Source organism: Micromonospora sp. CV4 (assembly GCF_003667455.1).
In the GTDB taxonomy this organism is placed as follows: domain Bacteria; phylum Actinomycetota; class Actinomycetes; order Mycobacteriales; family Micromonosporaceae; genus Micromonospora.
The window spans coordinates 1-7,562 of record NZ_RCVI01000137.1; the positions used below are offsets into that span (position 1 = coordinate 1).

Sequence of the window (7,562 nt, forward strand, 5' to 3'; positions counted from 1 at the left end):
GACCCGGCCCGCCCGCACCGGGGTGGCCGGCCGGGTGTCGAGGTGCCCGAACGGGTGGCCAGCCCGGTCCGGCCGGCGCCGCCGGCCAGCTCGCTGCGCCGGTGGCTCTTCCAGCACCGGGTGCAGCCGCCCGGCCCGGAGGCGACCGAGGGACAGAGCCGGACCCACGCCTGGTGGCAGGTGATGTGCCTGACCGGCGTGGACTACTTCTCCACCCTGTCGTACCTGCCGGGCATCGCGGCGGTCGCGGCCGGGGCGCTCTCTCCGCTGGCGACGCTGCTGATCGTCGCGCTCACCCTGTTCGGCATGCTTCCGATGTACCGGCGGGTCGCCCACGAGAGCCCACACGGGCAGGGTTCGGTGGCGATGCTGGAGCGGCTGCTGCCGTTCTGGCGGGGCAAGATCTTCGTGCTCGTGCTGCTCGGTTTCGTGGCGACCTCCTGGATCATCACGATCACCCTCTCCTCGGCCGACGCCACCGTGCACCTGCTGGAGAACCCGTACCTGCCGGACGTCCTGCACGGCAGCTTCGTCCCGGTGGTGGTCACGGTGGCGCTGCTGCTCATCCTCGGCGGGGTGTTCCTGCTCGGCTTCCGCGAGGCGGTGGTGGTGGCCATCCCGCTGGTCGCGGTCTTCCTGCTGCTCAACGCGGTGATCGTGGTGGTCGCGCTGACCCGGATCGTGACCCACCCGGGCGTCCTGTCGGACTGGACCACCGCGGTGACCACGGACGGCGGCGGGCCGGGTGGCGTGCTGCTCACCGCCGCGTTGGCCTTCCCGCTGCTGGTGCTGGGGCTGTCCGGGTTCGAGACCGGGGTCAGCATGATGCCGCTGGTGGCCACCGGCGGACCGGACCGGCAGGCCCGGTTGACCGCCCGGATCCGCAACACCCGCCGGCTGCTCACCACCGCCGCGCTGATCATGTCGGTGTACCTGATCTCGACCACTTTCGTGACCACGGCGCTCATCCCGGCCGAGGAGTTCCGGCCGGGCGGCGCCGCGAACGGCCGTGCGCTGGCCTTCCTGGCGCACACCTACCTGGGTGAGCTGTTCGGGACCGTCTACGACGTGAGCAGCGTGTTCATCCTGTGGTTCGCGGGCGCCTCGGCGATGGCCGGCTTGATCAATATCGTGCCCCGCTACCTGCCCTCGTACGGCATGGCCCCGGAGTGGGCGCGGGCGGTGCGCCCGGTGGTGATCGTCTACACCCTGGTCAGCATCGCCATCACCATCGCGTTCCGGGCGGACGTCAACGCCCAGGCCGGTGCGTACGCCACCGGCATCCTGGCGATGATGGTCTCGGGCGCGGTGGCGGTGACCATCTCCGCGGCCCGCCACCACCAGCGGGGCACCGCTCTCGGCTTCACCGTGCTGACCCTCGTCCTGCTGTACGCGCTGCTGGAGAACGTCATCGAGCAGCCGGACGGGATCACCATCTCCGCGCTGTTCATCCTCGGCATCATCGGCGTGTCGCTGGTCTCCCGGGTCACCCGGACCACGGAGCTGCGCGCGGAGCGGATCGAGTTCGACGAGCCGGCCCGCCGGTTCATCACCGAGTCGCTGGCCCACGACGGGCAGCTGCACCTGATCGCGAACAAGCGGCAGAGCGGCTCGGTGAAGGAGTACACCGTCAAGGAACGGGCGCAGCGCGGGATGAATCCGGTGCCCGGGGCCGCCGACGTGCTGTTCCTGGAGATCGACGTGGTCGACCCGTCGGAGTTCAGTCAGGTGTTGCGGGTGCACGGGGTCGAGGTGGGCGGCTTCCGGGTGCTGCGGGCCAGCAGCCCGGCCGCGCCCAACGCGATCGCCGCCATCCTGCTGGCCCTGCGTGACGCGACCCGGGTCCGGCCGCATGCGCACTTCGAGTGGTCGGAGGGCAGCCCCATCGCGCACCTGCTGCGCTATCTGATCCTCGGGCGGGGGGACACCCCGCCGGTGGTGCGGGAGATCATCCGCCGCACCGAGCCGGACCCGCTGCGCCGCCCCGGGATCCACGTCGGCGGGTGAACCGAGGCGCGGGCCCGCCCGCCCGAAGATGAATGGCAGCGTTATTCACGTTCACACCTGACTGTCCGTATTGCGGCTTTATCGTGGCCTTTGGTGGTCGACGGCGCGTCGATCCCCCCGCGCCCGGATCGGCGCGCGGTCACGTGCACGCAGCCAGGAAGGCAGGCATCCTGATGTCCACATACCGAGGAGGAGAGCGCACGGCGCGACCCAGACGGCGGTCCCGATGGTTCTTAGCCGGTGGGTTCCTGGCCGGGAGCCTGGTGGTGGGGGCGGCCGGCGTGGCCGGCGTCGCCGCCGCCGCCGACCGCGACATCTCCCTCCCGGGCCTGGGCCGGCTGGCCGCCACGGCCCAGGACGACGACCGGCGTGGCGACGACCGGACCGCGCCGGGGCGCGACGGCGCCGAGAACGGCCGGCCGGACACCCCGGGCACCGGCAAGCGGGGTGTGGTGTCGGTGCCCTGCGACGCGGCCAAGCTGGTGGCGGCGTTGGTGTCGGCCAACGCCGAGGGCGGCGCGGAGCTGCGGCTCGCGCCGAAGTGCCGGTACACCCTCACCGAGGCGTTCCACGAGACCGACCAGTACGACGGCGGGATCCGCGACGCCCGGGAGGCGGCGGACGCCGCGGAGACCCCCGGCGACGCCGAGGCGCCGCCGCACAACCCGGCCGACGACACCGCCGGCCTGCCGGCGATCTACCAGCCCATCACCATCGACGGTGCCGGCGCCACCATCGCCCGCGACGCCCAGGCCGCCGCGTTCCGCTTCTTCACCGTCCGCGACGGCGGCGAGCTGACCCTGCGTGACCTGGAGCTGCACAACGGGCGCTCGGCAATCGAGGGCGGCAGCGTGCACGTCGTGCACGGCGCCACCGCCGTGGTGGAGCGGGTCACCGTCACCCAGAGCACGTCGCTGTCGCCCGAGGGGGGCGGCGGCGGGATCTTCAACGACGGCAACATGGTGGTCACCGATTCCACGTTCATCGGCAACAGCGCGTCCGGCGCCGCGGGCAAGGGCGGGGGCCTGCTCAACGGTGGTGTGCTGACGCTGAAGCGTTCCGAGTTCCACCGCAACAGCGCCAACGGCTACGGCGGCGGGCTCGGCAACTACCGGGGCGCGGCCGAGGTGGAGGGCACCACCTTCACGCAGAACAGCGCCAGTCAGGGCGGCGGCCTGGCCAGTTTCTCGGCCCGGACCAAGGTCTACGACACCGAGCTGCTGCACAACACCGCGCAGATCGGCGGCGGCGCCGCGAACTCGGACGCGGTGCTGGTGATGCGCAAGATGACCATCCGCGGCAACACCTCCACCGTCAACGGTGGCGGCATCTCGACCGTGCAGGGCCTGCTGCCGCTCGACGACAGCGTGGTCGACGGCAACACCACCCACGGCCTCGGCGCCGGCATCTACGCCGCCAAGTCGAACCTGCTGGTACGCGGCAGCGACGTGACCGCCAACGAGGCGGTCGGCGCGGCGTCCAAGGGCGGCGGCATCTACGCCCTCCAGGGTTCGGCTGCCATCTACACCAGCAAGGTCACCCGGAACGCGGCCACGCTGAAGCCGGGCGGCATCTTCGGTGAGCACGCCCAGGTGAAGATCGACGACGAGAGCGTGGTCGTCGAGAACGAGCCGACCAACTGCGAGGGCAGCGCGGTACCCATCGCGCACTGCTTCCGCTGAGCGGTTCAGCACCTGTCCGGCCCCGCGGTGGTCGTCCTCTCCGCGCGGTCGGTGTTGTGAGCGGTATACCTCAGAGTCATATTTATGACTCTGAGGTATACCGCTTGTTGGCTACTCATGCTCGGCCGTCGCGTTGTCGCCGAGGTGCCGAGGTGCCGAGGTGCCGGCATGGCGAGGTGCCGCGATGCCGGCACCTCGGCGCGATGCCGCGATGCCGCGAGGCCGCGATGGCGAGGTGCCGCGATGGCGAGGTGCCGCGATGGCGAGGTGCCGCGAAGCCCGCGATGCTGGGGTGTCGCGTTGCCGGCATGGCGAGGTGTCGCGATGCCGCGATGCCGGCAAGGCGGCGCGGGCGATGTCGGCAGTGGGTCTCGTCGCCTCAGCGCCGTGCGCCCACCGGCCTGCAAACCAGCCTCCTAGGACGCGGTACGGGGTGTGCCCCGTTCGACACACGACCGACCAGCCGGGGAATCAGCCCCCAGGGACGCCTACGGGTGTCCGGACAGCGAACGGCCCGCGCCCGAAAGGGCGCGGGCCGGTGTCTTCGTCCTACTTGGACGGCTCGGGCAGCTCACAGTCAACCTTGGGGTTCGCGCCGATGTAGTTCAGGGGCCCGGCCACGATGGTGACCAGGATCGTGCCGGCTTCGGCGCAGTTGGTGTCGTCGTTGCCGTAGTAGCCTCGCTGGCCGGCGGCGACCGCGCCGATCAACAACCAGATCACGACGATGACTCCGAGTATCGAGGTGCCGCGCATCGCTGCCTCCTGAGGGAATGTGGTGGATCGAGGTGCAGGCGTTGTACCCAATCCGGCCGAACCGCTAACTGCTGCTCGCGGCGACCCCGCGGGTCCTCCGTCCGGCCGATACCGTCCGCCGTCGGTACAGCCCCGGCATCGGCCACCCGCACCGCGTGGAGCGGGCCGGCTATCGGATCGACGACGGACCCGACCGTCGTACCTGTCGTCCGACGTAGAACTGCCTCACGGCCCCCGCCGAGGAGGACTCATGGACGCCCCGACACCGCCCCTGTACCTGGACCGCCCCGAGGACGTCGCGGTCGCTGCCCGCGCGCTCGCGGGCGGCGCGGTCGTCGCGGCGGCCTTCGCCAACTTCTACGTCATCGTCACCCGCCCGGACGCCGCCACCGTGCGCCGGGTCAACCTGGCCAAGGGTCGCCCGATCCACCAGGTCGGCAGCATCACGACCGCGGTGGGCCGGATCCCGGCGATGTTCGACTGGTCCCGGATCTCGCCCCGGTTGCCGGTCGGTCGGGTACGGGCGCTGATGGACGCCCTCTACGGCGCGGGGCCGTTCGGGTTCCGGGGCCCGGCGGCGGACCGGCTGCCGGAGCACCTCACCCAGATCGATCAGGGACTGCGCACCACCCAGGTGATCGCTCCCGGTCTGACCTGCCCGTCCAACGCCTTCTTCGAGCGGGCGCTCGCGGAGACGGGGTCGGACCACCTCTACATCACCTCGGCGAACCGGTCCCGGCACCTCACCGGCGCGGCCGAGGAGCCCGCGCACTGGAAGGCCGGCGGCCTCGCTGCCGACTTCGCCCACCTCGATGACCTGGTGGTGCTCGCCCACCGGGACGAGGCGGCGGCGCGCGCCGCCTATCCGGGATACCTCACCACGTCGGTCACCCTGCTCTCCTTCCACGCACCCGAGGGCGAGCTGGAGGAGCCGCCGGTCCTCACCGTGGACCGGCACGGCTCGCTGCACCTGGACGAGGTGCGCCGGGCCGCCGCGCCGCTCGGCCTCCAGGTGCGTCTCAGCGGCGCCGCCAGGCAGCGGTTGCAGGTTCGGGGGTACGCCGGGGCGCTGGTCTGAGCGGCTACCGATCGGCCTGGTGGCGCCCGGTTCAGTGCGGCGGGGCGGGGGTCTCCGGCGGCTTGCCGCGGCTGCGTCGGAAGTCCGCGTACGCCACGCCGGCCAGCACCAGCATGGCGCCCAGGGAGGCGACGACCGGCGGGAGGAACAGCGCCGCGGGTGCGACGGTCAGCAGCGCCAGCAGGCCGCCTGGGCGGGACTGCGACACCCGGCTGAACACCTCGTACTCGAAGGAGGCCCGGCCGGCCAGGAACAGCGCCGGGCCGCCGAGGATCACCGCCAGCCAGGCCGGCGGCGTGCGCCCGGCCGGTTCGTGCAGCACCAGGTGGAACCCGGAGGCCGTCGTTACCACCCCGGCGACCATCAGCAGGTGGGTGTACGGCGCGGTGAACAGGAACTTGCTCGGCTGCCTGGACGCCTGAATGGCCAACGGCAGAAGTTCGCCGGACTTGTGCACGTAGATCCGCCAGAGCAGCAGGGTGGTCAGGAACGCCACCCCGAACGCCCCGATGTTCTCCGCCTCGGAGTGCGCCAGGCTGAACATGGTGCCGATGGTCAGGATGGCGTCGCCGAGGGCGATGATGAAGAACTGCTGGTAGCGCTCGGAGAGGTGCTCCGCCGTGACGTTGCGTTGCTGCTCCGGCACCACTCCGAGGCCGGGCACCGGGTACGCGAGCCGGAAGCCGCTGTAGTCGATGGCGAGGGCGATCGCCCAGCAGATGATCCGGGCGTCATCGCTGACGTACCCGCCGATGATCCAGGGGATCGCCGACACGGCGAACCAGACGAAGATTCGCGCGGCCCGACGCTGCGTCTGCGGTTCGTGGCGCACGATGGGCATCAGGAACAGCCCACGGCCGAGGTGGATCGCCACGTAGGTGACGGCGAACACCAGCCCCCGGGCACCGAAGGCCTCCGGGATCGCGGTGGTCATCAGCAGCGCGCCGAACATCACCGCGGTGATCAGCAGCTTGATCTCGTTGCGTTCCGGGTCGTACATGTCGGTGACCAGGGTGGTGATCGCCCAGGTCCACCAGACGGCCGAGAGCAGGATCAGCGACTGCGCGGCGCTCCTCCAGTCGAGGCCGTTGACCATCTCCCGGGAGATGAGCGCGAGCGCGACCACGTACACCAGGTCGAAGAAGAGTTCGAGCAGCGTCACCCGGCGCGGGGCCTCCGGGTCGCGCATCGGGGGGCGGGACCCGGGCTCCGGCGCGGCGAACTGCACGGGTTGCTCCTGCGGTCCCGGTCGACGTGGCGGGCCGTGCGGCTCACCTCGATCGACCGTAACGAGCAGCGGGTGCGGCGACGTCCCGATCGTCCGACCGTCCCCCGACCGGGGTGAACGACTCGATTCCCGGGAGGTGTCCCGCTCGCGAGGACACGCCGGCTTCTCGTGAAACCGAGTCGATCTTCGAGCCTCGGGCGATCGGCGTGCGGTGGTTCCGCCCGAACGGCCGGACCCCGGCGGCCCGTCCTGCAAGGACGGCCCGCCGGGGGTCCGGTTTCCGTCGTCAGTCCCGGGCGTCGCCCGGCAGCACGGCCGCCAGCTCGTCACCGGCGCCGGCCAGCACCCGGGCCTGCTGCGGCCAGCTGGCCAGACCCGGCGCGGCACGCAGGCCGGCGGCCCGGATCAGGTCGCGCAGCGCCGGCTCGTCCAGCTCGCCGAGCTGGCCGTAGGTGCGTACGCCGGCCGCCTGCAACGCGGCCGCCATCTTCGGCCCGACCCCCTGGATCCGGCGGAAGTCGTCGGCCGGGCCCTCCGGGTCGGTGTCGGCGCCGCTCGGCGAGGTCTCTGCGACCGGGCGGACCGGCGGGGTGGCGGTGGCGGTCGGCCGGACCGGCGGCGTGGCCCGCACCGGCTCGCGGTCGCCGTCCGCCGCGACGGTGGGTTCGACGCCGTCCCCCGGCTGGCGGGGGGCGATCACCGTGCTCGGGGCCGACTGCTCCTCGACTGCGACCGGCTCGCGCTCCGCGACCGGCTCAGGCTCCGCGACCGGCTCAGGCTCCGCGATCGGCTCGCGCTCCGCGATCGGCTC

Annotated in this window: 5 protein-coding genes and 1 pseudogene; 3 read left to right on the plus strand and 3 right to left on the minus strand. The window is 72.1% G+C overall.

What is annotated here, in order from left to right; translation table 11 throughout:
* Positions 1–54: 54 nt before the first annotated feature.
* Both EAD98_RS01615 and EAD98_RS01620 read left to right on the plus strand, forming a co-directional pair.
* Positions 55–2,007 carry an APC family permease gene (locus EAD98_RS01615; RefSeq protein ID WP_199723218.1) on the plus strand — a complete coding sequence of 651 codons (1,953 nt, stop codon included), beginning with the start codon at positions 55–57 and terminating at the stop codon, positions 2,005–2,007.
* 173 nt (positions 2,008–2,180) lie between these two features.
* The gene (locus tag EAD98_RS01620; RefSeq protein WP_121652304.1) at positions 2,181–3,689 is read left to right on the plus strand and encodes a right-handed parallel beta-helix repeat-containing protein; all 1,509 of its coding nucleotides are present in this window, start codon (positions 2,181–2,183) and stop codon (positions 3,687–3,689) included.
* A gap of 549 nt (positions 3,690–4,238) precedes the next feature.
* On the opposite strand, the gene EAD98_RS01630 is transcribed toward EAD98_RS01620, so the two are convergent.
* Entirely contained in the window at positions 4,239–4,445 is a 207-nt protein-coding gene (locus EAD98_RS01630) for a hypothetical protein (RefSeq protein WP_121652306.1), read from the minus strand.
* Between the two features lie 250 nt (positions 4,446–4,695).
* Here EAD98_RS01630 and EAD98_RS01635 point away from each other — a divergent pair, with 250 nt between their 5' ends.
* On the plus strand, positions 4,696–5,523 hold the full coding sequence (locus tag EAD98_RS01635; RefSeq protein ID WP_121652307.1) for a hypothetical protein: 828 nt from the start codon (positions 4,696–4,698) through the stop codon (positions 5,521–5,523).
* A gap of 31 nt (positions 5,524–5,554) precedes the next feature.
* Here the strand turns inward: EAD98_RS01635 and EAD98_RS01640 are convergent, their stop codons facing one another.
* Both EAD98_RS01640 and EAD98_RS31420 read right to left on the minus strand, forming a co-directional pair.
* A complete protein-coding gene (locus tag EAD98_RS01640; protein WP_121652308.1) occupies positions 5,555–6,751 on the minus strand; it encodes a low temperature requirement protein A in 1,197 nt (398 codons plus the stop codon).
* Between the two features lie 286 nt (positions 6,752–7,037).
* Positions 7,038–7,562: pseudogene (locus tag EAD98_RS31420) on the minus strand (hypothetical protein); the annotation flags it as partial.

Excerpts from the sequence above, each read along its gene's own strand:
- EAD98_RS01635 (WP_121652307.1), top strand. The coding sequence starts at position 4,696 with ATGGACGCCCCGACACCGCCCCTGTACCTGGACCGCCCCGAGGACGTC.
- EAD98_RS01630 (WP_121652306.1), bottom strand. The coding sequence starts at position 4,445 with ATGCGCGGCACCTCGATACTCGGAGTCATCGTCGTGATCTGGTTGTTG.
- EAD98_RS01620 (WP_121652304.1), top strand. The coding sequence starts at position 2,181 with ATGTCCACATACCGAGGAGGAGAGCGCACGGCGCGACCCAGACGGCGG.